Source organism: Pseudomonas guineae (assembly GCF_900113745.1).
Taxonomy (GTDB): Bacteria; Pseudomonadota; Gammaproteobacteria; order Pseudomonadales; family Pseudomonadaceae; genus Aquipseudomonas; species Aquipseudomonas guineae.
This window is the reverse complement of record NZ_FOQL01000001.1, coordinates 1,191,288-1,206,530: the sequence shown is the minus strand read 5'-3', so window position 1 is coordinate 1,206,530 and position 15,243 is coordinate 1,191,288. Positions and strand designations below refer to the sequence as shown.

Genomic DNA, 15,243 nt, shown 5'->3' with positions numbered 1-15,243 from the left:
CTATGACCGTTTTGAAGATGACCGACCTCGACCTCGCCGGTAAGCGCGTGCTGATCCGCGAAGACCTCAACGTGCCGGTAAAAGACGGCGTGGTGAAGAGCGACGCGCGCATCCTCGCCTCCCTGCCGACCATCAAGCTGGCGCTGGAGAAGGGCGCAGCCGTGATGGTCTGCTCGCACCTGGGTCGTCCGACCGAGGGTGAGTTCAGCGCAGAAAATAGCCTTAAGCCGGTGGCGGATTACTTGAGCAAGGCGCTCGGTCGTGAAGTGCCATTGCTGGCTGATTACCTCAGCGGTGTTGAGCTTAAAGCCGGCGAAATTGTGTTGTTCGAGAACGTGCGCTTTAACAGCGGCGAGAAGAAAAACAGCGATGCGCTGGCCCAGCAATACGCCGCCCTGTGCGACGTGTTTGTGATGGACGCCTTCGGCACCGCTCACCGTGCCGAGGGCTCGACCCACGGCGTGGCTAAATTCGCCAAAGTCGCCTGCGCCGGCCCGCTACTGGCCGCTGAACTAGACGCCTTGGGCAAGGCCCTAGGTAACCCGGCTAAGCCGATGGCGGCAATCGTCGCCGGCTCCAAGGTGTCGACCAAGCTCGATGTGCTCAACAGCCTGAGCCAGATCTGCGACCAGCTGATCGTCGGTGGCGGCATCGCTAACACCTTCCTCGCTGCGGCCGGTTTCCCGGTCGGTAAGTCGCTGTATGAAGCAGATCTGCTGGAGACGGCAAAAGCCATCGCAGCCAAGGTCAGCGTGCCGCTGCCGGTGGACGTGGTGGTCGCCAAGGCCTTTGCCGAAGACGCTGAAGCCACCGTCAAACTGGTCGCCGATGTGGCTGAAGACGATATGATTTTGGATATCGGCCCGCAGACAGCCGCGCAGTTCGCCGAGTTGCTTAAGTCGGCAAAAACTATTTTGTGGAACGGCCCGGTCGGTGTGTTTGAGTTCGACCAGTTCGGTAACGGCACCAAGGTGCTGGCCCAGGCCATCGCCGAAAGCCCGGCGTTCTCCATCGCCGGCGGTGGTGACACCCTGGCGGCCATCGACAAGTACGGTATTGGTGCGCAGATCAGCTACATCTCCACCGGTGGTGGCGCGTTCCTCGAGTTCGTCGAAGGCAAGGTACTGCCGGCCGTAGACATGCTGGAACAACGCGCCAATGGTTAAGCCGATCAGCCTGCTGGCGTTGCTCAGTCTGCTTGGTGCGTGCGCCAGTCAGCCGACTCAGTCGGAAACCTGGACGCGCTGGGTGTGCGACAGCCAAGCCGAAGTGCTCTGGCGTGTGGCTGATCGCAATGGCGAGTCCGTTGATGTGCGCCTCAATGGCGGCGATAGCGTTTATCACCTGAAGCAGGAAGTCTCCGGTTCGGGTGCGCTGTACAGCGATGGTGTGCTGTCCTTTCATACCAAGGCTGAGGTAGGGCTGGTCTATTGGACGGCTAACGATGACCTGATTGGTCGTGGCTGTAAGGCACCTTAGTAACCCATTGAATGCAGGCCAGGCTTACCCCTGATCTGAATGACTTGAATAGCGCCTGCCCCTGCGGCAGGCTTGCACGATTAACGACCCCCACCGGGAGAAAGAACACCATGGCACTTATCAGCATGCGCCAGATGCTCGACCACGCCGCCGAATTCGGCTACGGCGTGCCGGCCTTTAACGTCAACAACCTCGAGCAGATGCGCGCGATCATGGAAGCGGCCGACAAGACCGATTCCCCGGTGATCGTCCAGGCTTCCGCCGGTGCGCGTAAATACGCCGGTGCGCCGTTCCTGCGTCACCTGATCCTCGCGGCCATCGAAGAGTTCCCGCATATCCCGGTGTGCATGCACCAGGACCACGGTACCAGCCCTGATGTATGCCAGCGCTCCATTCAGCTGGGCTTCAGCTCGGTGATGATGGACGGTTCGTTGAAAGAAGACGGCAAAACCCCGGCCGACTACGACTACAACGTGCGCGTAACCCAACAAACTGTCGCCTTCGCCCACGCCTGCGGCGTGTCGGTGGAAGGTGAACTGGGTTGCTTGGGCAGCCTGGAAACCGGCATGGCCGGTGAAGAAGATGGCGTTGGCGCCGAAGGCGTGCTCGATCACAGCCAGATGCTGACTGACCCTGAAGAAGCCGCTGACTTCGTTAAGCAGACCCAGGTCGACGCCCTGGCCATCGCCATTGGCACCAGCCACGGCGCCTATAAATTCACTAAGCCGCCTACCGGTGACATCCTCGCCATCGACCGCATCAAGGCGATTCATGCGCGTATCCCAGACACTCACTTGGTGATGCACGGCTCCAGCTCGGTACCGCAAGAGTGGCTGGCGATCATCAATCAGTACGGTGGCGACATCAAAGAAACCTACGGTGTGCCGGTTGAAGAAATCGTCGAAGGCATCAAGTACGGCGTGCGTAAGGTCAACATCGACACCGACCTGCGCCTGGCCTCTACCGGTGCCATGCGCCGCATGATGGCCGAGCACCCGAGCGAGTTTGACCCGCGTAAGTTCTTTGCTGCCACCGTAACCGCCATGCGCGACATCTGCATCGCCCGTTACGAAGCCTTTGGTACTGCCGGCAACGCCTCGAAGATCAAACCGATGAACCTGGAAACCATGTTCCAGCGTTATGCCAAGGGTGAGCTGGCCGCCAAGGTCAACTAAGCCTGTTGCTGTACTGAAAGCCCCGCTGATGCGGGGCTTTTTGCTATGTGGGGCGCGCTGAATACAGCGTTTGATCGGGTGTGCATAGCGCGGATTGAACCGTGCGGTGAGCAGTGTAGGAGCCGGGTGCGGCGTGGCAGGGGTATTCAGTGTGCGTTGCTGTGCTGGCGAATTGCCCCACAGGTAGGCGGTAGACATTCAGTTACACGTCTGTGCCCGCGCCTATCGGGTCTGTCCAGCGGTTTGGTAAAACCATGTAAAACACCGGGCACATGCCGTTCGGCGTGCGGGTCCATACTCGGGCCACTGTCGTTTCTGGATGTCCGCCTGCATGCCGAGCAAATCACGCACTTTGCTGCACTTCCTTCTGGCTGTCCTGCTCACGAGCGTACTGGGCGCTGTACTGCAGACGCAGTTCAATCTGGCTAACTTGCAGGCCCTCGGCGCACCGATACCGCTGATGGTGCGACTGCACACCACCGGCCTGGACCTGTTGGGTTTTAGCCCGACTTTCGCGGTGCTGGTCATCTGCGGTTTTGTTTTTGCCTTACCGCTGGCGGTACGGCTTGCGCGTAACTGGCCGGCTGGCCGCTGGCTGGTGTTTGCCCTGGCGGGGGCGCTAGCGGTGTGGTCGGCACTGACGTTAGCCAATGCGCTGCTGCCGATGCCGACGCTGATTGCCGCCAATCGCAGCCTGGCTGGCACCGCCGGGCTAATGGCCAGTGGCAGCCTGGGTGCGCTGTTGTTTGCCATGCTGAGGCGCCCTGTCGCGCCTGCGCAATCCTGACTTATCCACTTCGATGAAAAGGCCCGTGTCATGTTGAAGACGTCCCGTGCTCTATTATTGCTTGGCCTGCTCGGTAGCAGCCTGGTACACGCCATGGATTACCGCATCGAAACTGTTACCAGCGGCTTGGAACACCCGTGGTCGCTGGCTTTCCTACCGGATGGACGCATGCTGGTGACTGAGCGAGTGGGTCGCCTGCGCATCATTGAGCAGGACGGCAGCCTCAACCCGCAGCCTGTCGGCGGTGTGCCTAAGGGCTTTGTCGCTGCGCAGGCGGGGCTGATGGAGGTCATGCTTGATCCTGACTTCGCCAGCAATCAGCAGCTCTACCTGAGCTACGCCTACGGCACCGCTGAGGCTAACAACACCCGCCTGGCTAAGGCGTGCTTGGTTGATGGGCAGTTACAGGATGTGCAGGTGCTGTTCAGCGCATTGCCGGCTAAGAAGGGCGCTGCGCATTACGGCGGGCGGATGGCCTTTTTGCCGGACAACACCCTGGTGCTGACCTTAGGCGATGGCTTTGACTGGCGTGAGCAAGCGCAGAACACGAGCAATCATTTGGGCAAAATTGTGCGGCTTAATCGCGATGGCAGCATTCCTAAAGACAACCCGTTGCGGGGTCAGGCCGGGGTTGCCGAGGAGATCTACAGCTTCGGCCATCGCAATGTGCAGGGCATCGTCTATGACGACCAGCTAAAGCGTCTATACAGCCACGAGCACGGCCCACGCGGTGGCGATGAGCTGAACTTGATCGAGCCGGGCATTAACTATGGCTGGCCGCTGATTACCTACGGTATCGACTACAGCGGCGCGCAAATCTCACCTTACACTGAGCTGCCAGGCTTGCAACAACCGTTGCTGCACTGGACGCCTTCGGTGGCTCCGTCGAGCCTGACTCAGTACCGTGGTGCGTTGTTTCCCGAGTGGCAGGGCGACCTGTTCGCCTCGACCCTGGCCGAGCGCAGCGTGCGACGTATTCGGCTGCATAACGGCAAGCTGGCGGGGCAGGAGGTGCTGTTCGAGGAACTTGGCGAACGTATACGCGATGTCCGTGGCGGTCCGGATGGCGCTTTGTATTTACTGACCGACAACGCCAAGGGGCGTTTACTGCGCGTAGTGCCCAGCCAATAAACACGGGATCGTTAGTGCTAAAAGCCGCCGCCCTAGTCGGCGCGGCTTACGGCATAATCGTCGGCCTTATTGCGCCCTGTTACATCGATCATGACCCCGCTTAAATATCTGCAAGCCTACCCCGCCCAGCTGCAAGATAAAATCCGCCAGCTAATCGCCGAGCAGCGCCTGGGTGATTACTTAGCGCGCTCTTACAGCGGCCGGCATGGTATTCAGAGTGATAAGGCGCTGTATGCCTATATCCAGGGCCTTAAGCAGGAACACCTGCGCAATGCCCCGGCTATCGACAAGGTGCTCTACGACAATCGCCTCGACCTGACCCACCGCGCCCTCGGCTTACACACGGCGATCTCGCGGGTGCAGGGTGGCAAGCTCAAGGCGAAGAAAGAAATACGCGTGGCCTCACTGTTTCGCGAGGCGGCGCCGGAGTTTCTGCAGATGATCGTGGTGCACGAGCTGGCGCACCTGAAGGAGGCCGAGCACAACAAGGCCTTTTACAAGTTGTGCGAACACATGCTGCCCAGCTACCACCAGCTGGAGTTCGACCTGCGGGTTTATCTGACGTGGCGCGAGTTGCCCGGTACGACCGGCACGCTGCTAGCCCCGCAGCATTAGGTTGAGCTGATCAACCACCTCGGCCCAGTCAGCATCTTCACGAATCTCTTCACGTAGAAAAGCTGATTGGGCTTTGTCCCAAAAGGGCGCATCGGCGAGTTTGCAGTTTTCTGCCAGAGGCGAGTGTTGCTCGACAAAGCGCTCAATGGCGGCTTCGTCATGAGCCAAGCCGAGTTGCTTGAACAGGCTGGCAAGATCATGCGTCTGCGGGTACATGGCGGTCTCCTGAGGTGTGCGGGGCGGCTCTTAAGTTATAGCCGCTATCAGTCGACCGACAGAATCACCAACAGTTGCACGCCGCTGGCCACCCGCAAGGTGATCTCATCGTCGACGCCCTTGCCGAGCAAGAGTTGCCCTAGCGGCGCTTGTGGGCCAATCACCTGCACCGTCTGGCCGTCCTGCTGCAGCTTCATGGCCGCACCGTCTGGGCCGAGGAGCAGGCATTGATGCCTATCCTCGTCATCGCTCAGCGCGATCAGGGCGCCGAGTTGAATCCCCAGCTGTGGGTCAAAGGTACGCAGCACCAGCTGTTTCCAGTTCGTCAGGGTCTGGCGAATGGCTGCCGCCCGACGCGCTTGGCCGGTAGCCAAGTAGGAGGCTTCCAGGCCGAGGGTGTCGTATTTGTTCTCGGCGATGTTCTCTTTGGCGGTGGCGGTTTCGTAGGCGGTTAATGCCGCCTGCTGGGCTTGCAAGTGGTCATCTTCAAGGCGCTTGAGCACCTGTTGCAGCAGTTCAGTCTTGTTCATGGCGGGCACTGTGTGGACAGCTGTGCAGGGTAGCGGAAAAGCGTCAGGGCAGGGCCGCGATCCCGCGCGATCGAGTGGCGCATCATGCACCGCCTGGCACAGCGCGAGGCGGCATGGGCGGTTTAATCCTGATCCTGGCGCCTAAGCAGGTGCGCGGCGAGGGTGCGCAGTGGCCCGAGCTGTCGGCAGATCAGCGCCAGCTGGGTCTGTAGCAGCCGATGCGGGTCATCCAGTTCGTCGCTGAGTGTTTCCAGCTCGCTGGCTAGCTGCTCTTCCGCATCGCTGTGAATCGCCACCGGACGCTCGTCATGCAGGCAGCTGGCAATCTCGTCCAGGCTGGCAGCTAACTGGCTGGCGCTGGCCAGCAGTGGGTGGTCGCTGCTGCTCAGGCTAGCCTCACCGCGGTGGGCGCCGAGGCCCGAGAGGTAGCTCAAGAGGGTGTGCGACAGCACCAGAAAGCGAAAGCCGACATCTGTTTGCTTACGAAAATGCCCCGGCTCCATCAGCATATTGCCGAGCGCGGTCGACAGCGTGGCATCGGCGTTGTGTGCGTTACGCCGGGCCAGGCGATAGCTCAGGTCGTCACGCTTGCCGCTGGCGTACTGCTGGATGATCTGCTGCAGGTAACGGCTGTTGCAGCTCAGGGTATTGGCCAGAAGCCGATTAAGGCGGCGGCCTTGCCAGTCCGGCAGGATTAACAGCACCGCCAGACCGGCGATCAGGCTGCCGAGCAGGGTGTCGACCAGGCGCGGAATAAACAGCCCATAGCCATTGCCCACCTGATTGAAACAGAACAATACCAGCAGGGTAATGGCTGCCGTGGCCAGGGTGTAGCGGCTGCTGCGCAGGGCAAAGAACACCACCCCGGCAACCACCGCAAACAATGCCTGCACCAACTGATTCGGGAACAGGTCGAACAGCGCCCAGCCGAGCAGCAGGCCGAGCACGGTACCGCTGATGCGTTGCACCAGCTTACGCCGGGTGGCGCCGTAGTTCGGCTGACAGACGAACAGCGTGGTTAGCAGAATCCAGTAGCCCTGGGCTGGATGAATCCAGTGCAGTACGCCGTATCCGGCGGCCAGAGCAATGGATAGACGCAGGGCGTGACGAAACAGCAGCGAGGTGGGTGTCATCTGCAAGCGCAGGCGTTCCCAGACGTCCTTGAGTGACTGTGGCTCGCGGTCGAGCAGGCTGCTGTCCTGCTCTTCGGCCATGGCGTCGGGGTTACTGGCGTTGCCCAGTAGCGCATCCAGGCTGCGTAGGTTGCTGGCCAGTGCGCCGAGCGAGCGCAGCAGGTGGCGCCAGGTAGGGTTGCTTTGCAGGCGCAGGTGTTCGAGTGAGTCGTGCAGGTCGGTTAGCGCCTGGCGGCACAGCTCGCGGTATTCGAATGGTTGGCGCAGTTCAATGGCCTGAGCCAAGCGCAGGCAGGCTTCGCCATGCAGGCTTAGCAGGCGCTGGCAGCGAAACAACACATCGCTATGGAAGAAGGCTTCAGCCAGCTCGTTATAAGGGTAGTGCGAGGAGCTGGCGCGCTCATGAATGTCCTGGGCAAGGAAGTACAGTTTAAGGTAGCGGCTGACCTTAGGCCCCGGCCGGCCATTGCCGACGCGGTGCAGGATGATTTCCTTGGTCGCATTGAGCGCGGCGACCACGCGACCATTTTGTTTGGCCAGGGCCAGGCGCCGCTCAGCCACATCCAGCTGGCGCAGCGGCTCGAATAGCGCCGCTTTAAGCTTGAGGTACTGCCCCAGTTCACGAAATAGCCGGGCCAAGCTGTGCTGCACCGGCTGGTTGGCGAATAGCGCATGCCACAGCACCGATAGCGCGCCGTACCAGGCCGCGCCCGCAACCAGCAGCAGCGGTTCTTGCCACAGGCCAGCCGCGCCGCCGCGCTGCTCGACACCGATCATGCTGTACACCGCGAGAATCAAGGTCGCCGAACCGAGGGTGGCGTAGCGTTCGCCCAGCGCGCCGAGCATGGTCAACGCAAAGCTGGCCAGCGCCAGAGCAACGACAAATAACCCAGGGTAAGGGAACAGAAACTCCACCGTGTAGGCCGCCGCGCTGAAGCAGCCGAGGGTCACCAGCAGTGCCATCAAACGGCCCTGCCAGCTGTCATCGGTTTCTGCCAGGGCGCTAGCGATCACCCCGAGAAACAGCGGAATCAGCGCATGCATCCAGCCTTGCGACCAGCACAGCATTAATGTCCCGCTGAGGGCGATGAACACCCGCAGGCTGTAGCTAAATTTGTCCTGCGCCCAGAGGCGACGTAGCGAATGGCGCAGCGAAGGTGATGACATCAAACGGTAGCCTTAGGCGTGAGACGTGCGCTCAAGACTAATGCAATAGCCTTGCCGGCGGCACGCCCTGATGCGATCGAACACGCCAACTGCTAAAACGCTCAGCTTCACCAGCATGGGTCCGCCGCTGCACCAGCCGCAGCAATTCGTTAAAGCGGCCAGACCAGCAGCAACAGCGGCACGCTGACAAGTACCACAATGATTTCCATCGGCAGGCCAAGCCGCCAGTAGTCGCCGAAGCGGAAGCCGCCAGGGCTGAGAATCAGCGTGTTGTTCTGGTGGCCAATGGGGGTGAGGAATGAGCAGGAAGCGCCGATTGCCACCGCCATCAACAGGGAGTCTGGGTTGACCCCGAGTTGGCTGGCCGCACTTAAGGCGATCTGACACATCACCGCGGCGGTGGCGGCATTGTTCATAAAGTCCGACAGAGTCATGGTCACCACCAGAATCAGCGTCAGCACCACCACCGGATTACCCTGCGCCACATGCTCCATTAGCAGGCGCGCCAGCAGGTCGGCTGCACCCGTAGCGGACATGGCGCCGGCGACGGGGATCATGGCGCCGAGCAGAACGATCACCGGCCAGTCGATGGACTGATAGAGCAGGCGCAGAGGCACGATGCGCGCCACCATAAACACCAGTACGCCGGCGGCGAAGGCAACTGCCGCCGACAGCACGCCGAACGCCGCAAGAATCACGGCCAGCAGCATTACGCCGGCGGCGAAGCTGGCCTGAGCCGGATTAGGAATGCTGATGGCGCGGTCGGCCAGCGGCACGCAAGCATAGTCGCTGGCGAAGTCGCTGATATCGGCCGGTTCGCCTTGCATAAGCAGTACATCGCCGCGCTCGAACAGGGTCGAACGCAGGCGTTTAATCGAGCGATGGCTTTGCCGCGAGATCGCCAGCAGGTTGATGTTGTAACGATGGCGCAGGCGAATATTGCTGGCTGACAGCCCGATCAACTGCGAGTCCGGGCGCACTAGCAGTTCCTGCAGCACTCTGTCGTCACTGTTGCTGTCCTTCTTTTCCTCGGTCTTGCTCTCGGCTGCCGCGTCTTCGTCTTGGCTGTCCTCGTGCTCCTCATCCTCATCCGGCGAGGGCTTCTTGGCTGCTTCCAGCTTCAAGCCCAGCTTGCTGAGCACCTCACCGAGTACTTCAGGCTCGGCCTCGATCACCAATACGTCATCCACCTGGAGGATGCGTCGCGGGTTGGGGGCTGATAGACGCAGTTTGTTGCGCACCATGCCCACTACTTGGGCGTCGGCCTCTTCGAGCAGTTGTTCGACTTCGCGCAGGCTCTTGCCTTCGGCCTTGGCGCCTTCTTTTACACGAGCCTCGGTGATGTAGGTGCCCGTATCAAAGCTGGCCACGCCGACCACTTCCCGGCGTGGCACCAGCCGCCAGCCGATCAGCGTAATGAACAGCACGCCGGTCAGCGCCACGGCGACGCCCACGGGGCTGAAATCGAACATGGCGAACGGCCCTGCGCCGCTCTGCGCGCGGAAGCTGGACACGATCAAGTTAGGCGGTGTGCCGATCAGCGTGGTCATACCGCCGAGGATAGTACCGAAGGCCAGCGGCATCAGCAGGCGTCCCGGCGGCAGCTCTTGTTTGCTGGCGATTTTCAGGGCTATTGGCATCAGCAGGGCGAGTGCGCCGACGTTGTTCATAAAGGCCGATAACACCGCGCCAAGCCCGGTCAGTGCGGCGATCGAAAGCATGGGCCCGGCATTGGCGGGTAATACCCGCTGCGCCATGGCGTCTACTGCGCCGGTGCGTTGCAAGCCGAAGCTGAGCACCAGCACACAGGCCACGGTAATCACCGCCGGATGGCCGAAGCCGGTAAAGGCTTCTTGGTCTGGCACCAGGCCAGTGATTACGCAGGCCAGTAGCGCGCCGAGCGCGACGATGTCATGGCGCCAGCGGCCCCAGAGGAACAGGCCCATGGTGGCGGCGAGTATGGCGTAAATCAGGCCTTGGTCTTGGGTCATGCGGGCAAACCATCCTTAGAGTGGGCGCTAGGGTTGATGACTTAGCAACCTACGCTGGGCGAACTAGATGCCGCAGTTGCTGATTGAGGCTTACGCATATTGTGCCGCCGCGTAGCCCGAGGCCCAGGCCCATTGGAAGTTGAAACCGCCCAGGTGACCGCTGACATCCAGCACTTCGCCGACAAAATACAGCCCCGGGGATTTCAGCGACTCCATGGTTTTCGACGACACTTCGCGGGTGTCTACTCCACCCAGGGTGACTTCGGCCGTACGGTAACCCTCGGTGCCGGCGGGTACCAGTTGCCAGTCGCTCAACTGCTCGGCAACTGCCTTGAGTTCGGCGTGGGTGTACTGCTTCATTGGTTTGGAAACGAACCAGCTATCCGCCAGCAGCCCGGCCATTTTCTTGGTAAATAGTTCAGCCAGCAGGGTTTTCAGCTCGCTATTGGGTCGTTCGCGTTGTTGCTCGGCCAGCCACTCAGGCAGGTCGATATGCGGCAGCAGGTTGATGCTAATGACGTCGCCCGGCTGCCAGAACGAGGAAATCTGCAAAATCGCCGGGCCGCTGAGGCCACGGTGGGTAAACAGAATATTTTCCTTGAAGCTCTGGCCGTTGCAGCTCACCACGCAGTCTTCTACCGAGGTGCCGGACAGCTCAGTGCAGAGGGCTTTGAGTTGCGGGTCGGTAATGCTGAAGGGCACTAGGCCGGCGCGGGTTGGCAGCAGTTCGTGGCCGAATTGCTTGGCCACCTGATAGCCAAAGCCGGTGGCGCCAAGGGTTGGAATCGACAGGCCGCCGGTGGCGATCACTAAGGACTCGCAGCGCACAGCGCCGGCGCTGGTCTGCAGTTGATAACCGTTGTCTCGTTTGGCGATCTCACTGACCGAGGTGTCGAGACGCAGCTCAACGCCGGCGTCGTCGCACTCGCTAAGCAGCAAGCCGAGAATGTCGCTGGCCTTGTTGTCGCAGAACAGCTGACCGAGCTTCTTCTCGTGGAAGGCCACGCCGTGCTTGGCCACCAAGGCGATAAAGTCCCACTGGGTGTAGCGCGCCAGCGCAGATTTGCAGAAATGTGGATTTTCCGAAAGGAAGTTGTTCGGCTCGCTGTGCATATTGGTGAAATTGCAGCGCCCGCCACCGGACATGAGGATTTTCTTGCCGGCTTTGTTGGCGTGATCCAGCAGCAGCACCTGCCGCCCGCGCGCGGCAGCCGTCAGCGCACACATAAGTCCGGCGGCACCGGCTCCGATAATCACGACCTGGGGTGTAAGCACGGGGTTTACCTCAACATGCGACGGCGCCAAGGCTGGCGCAAAACAGCGCGCATCTTAACTGATGACCTGTGCCGTGTGGCTGCGTCAGTGATCGACTAGGCTTAGCTTTCTGCTCTTTTGGGACAGTCGTTGATGAACGCATTGCGTGCCTGCCTGCTGGTGTGGATGCTGATGCCTGCCGGCGTTAGCGTCGCAGAAACCTTGCGGTTGGTCGCGGATCCCTGGCCACCCTTTAATGATCAGACACTGCTGAACAATGGTGTGGCGTCTGATTTGGTGACCGAGGCCCTGAGCCGTGCCGGCTACACCACGCGCTATGCCCAGGTGCCATGGGCACGTGCGGTACGCGGGCTACAGCAGGGTAGCTATGACGTGCTGATTAACGCCTGGTACACCGATGAACGCGCGACCTTTGGTTATTACTCGCAGCCCTTTTTAATCAATCGCGTGCGCTTTTTACAGCGCAAGGGCAGTCATATCTCGTTCCGTCAATTAGCGGACTTGTACCCCTACCGCATTGCGGTGGTGCGTGATTACGCCTACTCCCGCGCGTTTGATCAGGACAGTCGCCTGAGCAAGATTGAGGTCGTCAGCTTTGCTCAAGGCGCGCGGATGCTGCAGGCCAAGCGGGTGCAGCTGGCGGTGGAGGATGAATTGGTGGCGCGCTTTTATCTCAACCGCAGCCTGATCGGGATTAGTGATCAGCTGGAATTTCTGCCGCAGCCATTGAGCGAGAACGGCCTGCATATTCTGGTCAGCCGCAAACACCCACAGCATGAAAAGATTGCCGATGACTTCAATCAGGCGATTGCGGCGATGCGTGCCGATGGGTCGTATGCGCAGATCTTCCAGCGCCACGGCCTCTAAAGGCCGTTGTTGAGCGCCTGATTAACAGCGCTTGGCTTTAATACGCGTGAGGTATTAGTGCGAGCAGCCACTCTCGCATTATGAGTAGGCTTTGCAGAGTGATCTTTCAACGCACTCTGACGCCTTGAAAGGCAGCGTTCAGTACCGCCGCTTGACGTGGCGCTACTGCCAGCAATTGCGCCCGCGGCCTTGAGTCTTAGCCTGATACAGACGCAGGTCGGCCTGGTGCAGCAGGCTTTCCAGGTCGTCGGGTGCGCCATGATAGATGCCGGCGCTGAAGCATAAGGGCGGTGCGCCTATAGCGTACTTCAGGGTGGCGCAGTGGTTGCGTAGCTGGTCGAGGGCGTCGCTCAGGGCCGCAGCATCCTGCTGGCTGACCATGGCAAACTCTTCACCGCCCAAGCGCCCGAGTAGTGCATCGGGGAATGTGGCGGAAAACGCTCGGGCGAAACCAATCAGCGCCGCATCGCCGCTGGCGTGGCCGTGCTCATCATTGATGCGCTTGAAAAAATCCAGGTCGATCATCGCCACGCTGAGATCGCGGCCGCCTGAGCGCGCTTGTTGAAACAGCTGCTGGCCATGCTCGTAGAATGCGCGGCGATTATTCAGACCGGTGAGCGCATCGAATTGTGCAGCTTGTTTGAGCGCGCGCAGCAGGTCGCGGCGTTCGAGAGTCGACATCACCCTACAGTTGAGCTCTTCCGAGCAGAAGGGTTTACGCAGGAAGTCATCGGCACCGTGTTTGATGAACTTGGCACTGAGCGAGCCTTTGGTGTCGGCTGACAGGCCGAGAATGATCAGCTCGTGGCGCTTCATTTTCTGCCGAAGCAATTTGACCAGGTCAAAGCCGCTGATGCCGGGCATGCTGTGGTCAACCACCAGCAAATCGATATCCGGCTGTTCCTTGAGGATGCGCAAGGCCTCGTCGCCATCACCGGCCTCGATGATCTGGTAACGATGCGGGGTCAGTACGTGGCGGATGTAATGGCGGGTGGCGTCGGAGTCCTCAGCGATGAGGATTTTCACAGCGCTGTTGCTCTCCAGGCGGTGCAGCAGGCGGAAAGCGTACTCGTAGGAGTGCTGACTTTCCTTGAGCACGTAATCGACCACGCCTTTGAGTAGCATCTGATCGCGGCGCTGCTCGTTGTAAGTGCCGCTGAGCACGATGCAGGGCAGCTTGTAGCTCATCACCACGTCGACGATTTCACCGTGTGGCGCATCTGGCAGATTAAGGTCGACGATGGCGGCGAAGAACAATTCGGCTGAGGTCTCCAGCATCACTCGTGCTTCGCCCATTGACGCGCAGAATATTGGCTGGAAGCCGGCCTCTTTACGAAACAGGTGCTCGAGAATTTTCAGCACCAAAGGGCTGTCTTCGACCACCAGAATATTGCGCAAGGGTGTGTTCCTCTGTTGCTGGCCGCACTACTGCGGCCGTCTGTTTACTCGGGGCTACAGGGTGCGAACGCGCAGCGAGCGGCCCTTGATCTTGCCCTCGCTGAGGCAGTTAAGTGCCTGTAAGGCGAGGCTGCGCTCAACCGCCACATAGGCCTGGAAGTCAAAGATGGCAATCTTGCCGACCTGCGCGCCAGGGATGCCCGCATCGCCGGTCAATGCGCCGAGAATGTCACCCGGGCGCAGTTTGTCTTTGCGCCCTGCGCTGATGCACAGCGTGATCATCGGCGGCTGCAGCGGCGCGCCACCCTGGTGTTTTAGGCTGCTCAAAGGGTGCCAGTTGAGCGGGGCTTTTTGCAGGGTTTCGATGGCTTGGGCACGATGGCCTTCGGCCGGCGCTACCAGGCTCATGGCCAGGCCTTTCTCGCCGGCACGACCGGTACGGCCGACGCGGTGAATGTGAATTTCCGAGTCGCGCGCCAGTTCGACGTTGATCACCATGTCTAGGGCGTCGATATCCAGGCCGCGCGCGGCGACATCGGTGGCCACCAGTACCGACAGGCTGCGGTTGGCGAACATTGCCAGCACTTGATCGCGGTCACGTTGTTCCAAGTCACCATTCAGCGCGGCGGCCGAGATGCCTTTGGCGGTGAGGTGGTCGACCACTTCCTGACATTGCTGCTTGGTAAAGCAGAACGCCACGCAGGATTGTGGGCGGTAGCAGTTGAGCAGCTTGACCACGGCGTCCATGCGCTCTTCTGGGGCGATTTCGTAGAAACGCTGTTCGATTTGCGTGTCGTCGTGAAAGGCGTCGGCTTTGACCTGCTGCGGATCACGCATGAATTTAGCGGACAGCTGTTTGATGCTGCTCGGGTAGGTGGCGGAGAACAGCAGGGTTTGCCGGCGTGCGGGGGTCTGTTCGATGATCTCGGCGATGCTGTCGTAGAAACCCATGTCGAGCATGCGGTCAGCCTCATCAAGCACCAGAGTGTTGAGGCCGTCGAGCTTCAGCGTGTCTTTGCGCAAGTGCTGCTGGATGCGCCCCGGCGTACCGACGATGATCTGTGCACCATGCTCCAGCGAGGCGATCTGCGGACCAAATGGTACGCCGCCACACAGGGTAAGAATCTTGATGTTGTCGGCGGAGCGCGCCAGGCGGCGCAGTTCTTTGGCCACCTGGTCAGCCAGCTCGCGGGTTGGACAGATTACCAAGGCCTGGCAGCCAAAATAGCGCGGGTTGAGCGGGTTGAGCAGGCCGATACCGAAGGCTGCGGTCTTACCACTGCCCGTTTTAGCTTGGGCAATCAGGTCCATGCCCTTGAGCATTACCGGCAGGCTCTGCGCCTGAATCGGGGTCATCTCGGTGTAACCGAGAGACTCGAGGTTCGCCAGCATGGCGGCGGAAAGCGGCAGAGAAGAGAAAGCGGTGTTGGTCACGGTGCAGGCCTGCTAAACGAAATGGCGTGCAGTGTAACAGGCTGG

At 60.5% G+C, this 15,243-nt stretch carries 14 protein-coding genes; 7 read left to right on the top strand and 7 right to left on the bottom strand.

The genetic code is table 11. The annotated features are described in order from the left end of the window. Positions 1-2 precede the first annotated feature (2 nt). The 6 genes from BMZ32_RS05500 to BMZ32_RS05475 all read left to right on the top strand — a co-directional run bounded on the left by BMZ32_RS05500 (position 3) and on the right by BMZ32_RS05475 (position 5,187). A complete protein-coding gene (locus BMZ32_RS05500) occupies positions 3-1,166 on the top strand; it encodes a phosphoglycerate kinase (RefSeq protein WP_090240374.1) in 1,164 nt (387 codons plus the stop codon). Then, positions 1,159-1,479 carry an MliC family protein gene (locus BMZ32_RS05495; RefSeq protein ID WP_090240373.1) on the top strand — a complete coding sequence of 107 codons (321 nt, stop codon included), beginning with the start codon at positions 1,159-1,161 and terminating at the stop codon, positions 1,477-1,479. Before BMZ32_RS05500 ends, BMZ32_RS05495 begins: the two co-directional genes overlap by 8 nt. A 110-nt stretch (positions 1,480-1,589) precedes the next feature. Next, positions 1,590-2,654, top strand: a complete 1,065-nt coding sequence (gene fba / locus BMZ32_RS05490) for a class II fructose-bisphosphate aldolase (RefSeq protein ID WP_090240371.1) — start codon at positions 1,590-1,592, stop codon at positions 2,652-2,654. Positions 2,655-2,985: 331 nt separating this feature from the next. After that, positions 2,986-3,441 carry a hypothetical protein gene (locus BMZ32_RS05485; RefSeq protein WP_090240369.1) on the top strand — a complete coding sequence of 152 codons (456 nt, stop codon included), beginning with the start codon at positions 2,986-2,988 and terminating at the stop codon, positions 3,439-3,441. A gap of 30 nt (positions 3,442-3,471) precedes the next feature. Then, positions 3,472-4,572: a PQQ-dependent sugar dehydrogenase gene (locus tag BMZ32_RS05480; RefSeq protein WP_090240367.1), complete on the top strand. Its 1,101-nt coding sequence runs from the start codon at positions 3,472-3,474 to the stop codon at positions 4,570-4,572. 90 nt (positions 4,573-4,662) lie between these two features. Continuing rightward, positions 4,663-5,187 carry a YgjP-like metallopeptidase domain-containing protein gene (locus tag BMZ32_RS05475; protein ID WP_090240366.1) on the top strand — a complete coding sequence of 175 codons (525 nt, stop codon included), beginning with the start codon at positions 4,663-4,665 and terminating at the stop codon, positions 5,185-5,187. On the opposite strand, the gene BMZ32_RS05470 is transcribed toward BMZ32_RS05475, so the two are convergent. The 5 genes from BMZ32_RS05470 to BMZ32_RS05450 all read right to left on the bottom strand — a co-directional run bounded on the left by BMZ32_RS05470 (position 5,170) and on the right by BMZ32_RS05450 (position 11,499). Then, positions 5,170-5,403 carry a DUF2789 domain-containing protein gene (locus tag BMZ32_RS05470; RefSeq protein WP_090240364.1) on the bottom strand — a complete coding sequence of 78 codons (234 nt, stop codon included), beginning with the start codon at positions 5,401-5,403 and terminating at the stop codon, positions 5,170-5,172. The two genes, BMZ32_RS05475 and BMZ32_RS05470, sit on opposite strands and share 18 nt — an antisense overlap. 47 nt (positions 5,404-5,450) lie before the next feature. Then, positions 5,451-5,933 carry a GreA/GreB family elongation factor gene (locus tag BMZ32_RS05465; RefSeq protein WP_090240363.1) on the bottom strand — a complete coding sequence of 161 codons (483 nt, stop codon included), beginning with the start codon at positions 5,931-5,933 and terminating at the stop codon, positions 5,451-5,453. A gap of 122 nt (positions 5,934-6,055) precedes the next feature. Next, the gene (gene yccS, locus BMZ32_RS05460; RefSeq protein WP_090240361.1) at positions 6,056-8,233 is read right to left on the bottom strand and encodes a YccS family putative transporter; all 2,178 of its coding nucleotides are present in this window, start codon (positions 8,231-8,233) and stop codon (positions 6,056-6,058) included. A 149-nt stretch (positions 8,234-8,382) separates the two neighbouring features. Next, complete coding sequence (locus tag BMZ32_RS05455) at positions 8,383-10,224, bottom strand: SLC13 family permease (RefSeq protein ID WP_090240360.1); 1,842 nt, start codon at positions 10,222-10,224, stop codon at positions 8,383-8,385. A gap of 90 nt (positions 10,225-10,314) precedes the next feature. Next, entirely contained in the window at positions 10,315-11,499 is a 1,185-nt protein-coding gene (locus tag BMZ32_RS05450; protein ID WP_090240358.1) for a BaiN/RdsA family NAD(P)/FAD-dependent oxidoreductase, read from the bottom strand. A gap of 132 nt (positions 11,500-11,631) precedes the next feature. Here BMZ32_RS05450 and BMZ32_RS05445 point away from each other — a divergent pair, with 132 nt between their 5' ends. Further along, complete coding sequence (locus BMZ32_RS05445; protein ID WP_090240356.1) at positions 11,632-12,366, top strand: substrate-binding periplasmic protein; 735 nt, start codon at positions 11,632-11,634, stop codon at positions 12,364-12,366. A gap of 162 nt (positions 12,367-12,528) precedes the next feature. On the opposite strand, the gene BMZ32_RS05440 is transcribed toward BMZ32_RS05445, so the two are convergent. Both BMZ32_RS05440 and dbpA read right to left on the bottom strand, forming a co-directional pair. After that, positions 12,529-13,764 (bottom strand): diguanylate cyclase domain-containing protein, encoded by a 1,236-nt coding sequence (locus tag BMZ32_RS05440; RefSeq protein WP_090240354.1) that lies wholly within the window; start codon positions 13,762-13,764, stop codon positions 12,529-12,531. Positions 13,765-13,818: 54 nt separating this feature from the next. Further along, positions 13,819-15,198: an ATP-dependent RNA helicase DbpA gene (gene dbpA / locus BMZ32_RS05435; RefSeq protein WP_090240353.1), complete on the bottom strand. Its 1,380-nt coding sequence runs from the start codon at positions 15,196-15,198 to the stop codon at positions 13,819-13,821. Positions 15,199-15,243: the final 45 nt, after the last annotated feature.

Coding starts and splice junctions, on each gene's coding strand:
- BMZ32_RS05500 (WP_090240374.1), top strand. CDS start 3: ATGACCGTTTTGAAGATGACCGACCTCGACCTCGCCGGTAAGCGCGTG.
- BMZ32_RS05495 (WP_090240373.1), top strand. CDS start 1,159: ATGGTTAAGCCGATCAGCCTGCTGGCGTTGCTCAGTCTGCTTGGTGCG.
- fba (WP_090240371.1), top strand. CDS start 1,590: ATGGCACTTATCAGCATGCGCCAGATGCTCGACCACGCCGCCGAATTC.
- BMZ32_RS05485 (WP_090240369.1), top strand. CDS start 2,986: ATGCCGAGCAAATCACGCACTTTGCTGCACTTCCTTCTGGCTGTCCTG.
- BMZ32_RS05480 (WP_090240367.1), top strand. CDS start 3,472: ATGTTGAAGACGTCCCGTGCTCTATTATTGCTTGGCCTGCTCGGTAGC.
- BMZ32_RS05475 (WP_090240366.1), top strand. CDS start 4,663: ATGACCCCGCTTAAATATCTGCAAGCCTACCCCGCCCAGCTGCAAGAT.
- BMZ32_RS05470 (WP_090240364.1), bottom strand. CDS start 5,403: ATGTACCCGCAGACGCATGATCTTGCCAGCCTGTTCAAGCAACTCGGC.
- BMZ32_RS05465 (WP_090240363.1), bottom strand. CDS start 5,933: ATGAACAAGACTGAACTGCTGCAACAGGTGCTCAAGCGCCTTGAAGAT.
- yccS (WP_090240361.1), bottom strand. CDS start 8,233: ATGTCATCACCTTCGCTGCGCCATTCGCTACGTCGCCTCTGGGCGCAG.
- BMZ32_RS05455 (WP_090240360.1), bottom strand. CDS start 10,224: ATGACCCAAGACCAAGGCCTGATTTACGCCATACTCGCCGCCACCATG.
- BMZ32_RS05445 (WP_090240356.1), top strand. CDS start 11,632: ATGAACGCATTGCGTGCCTGCCTGCTGGTGTGGATGCTGATGCCTGCC.